The 273-nt window shown below is 50.2% G+C and carries 1 protein-coding gene; it reads right to left on the reverse strand.

What is annotated here, in order from left to right:
- Positions 1 to 241: hypothetical protein (locus O4H53_RS27055; RefSeq protein WP_269368107.1), on the reverse strand; the 241-nt coding region annotated here is incomplete at its 3' end.
- Positions 242 to 273 lie beyond the last annotated feature (32 nt).

The raw sequence follows: 273 nt of genomic DNA on the forward strand, positions 1-273 counted from the left end.
GCGTTGAAATATAAGCACTGCTCTCACCATCGGCTTTTTCAACCCCGACAGGCTTTCCAAAGCACTGCCCGTCACGAGTACGCTCAATTACCGGCCCCCCCGTTGGCTTTTCAGGTGCAGAATCGTTGTCTGCCAGCAGTGAAATAAAATCCGCCTGATAGAGGTCTCGGTTTGCGACTTTAATGCTTAAGCGCTCTGCTGTTCCCTCTTCCAAAGCTTCGGCAGACAGAGTGATATTCATCTCTTTCAAATGGCTGACAGGCACACTTTCAG

The organism is Sulfitobacter sp. G21635-S1 (genome assembly GCF_027213915.1).
GTDB lineage: Bacteria > Pseudomonadota > Alphaproteobacteria > Rhodobacterales > Rhodobacteraceae > Sulfitobacter.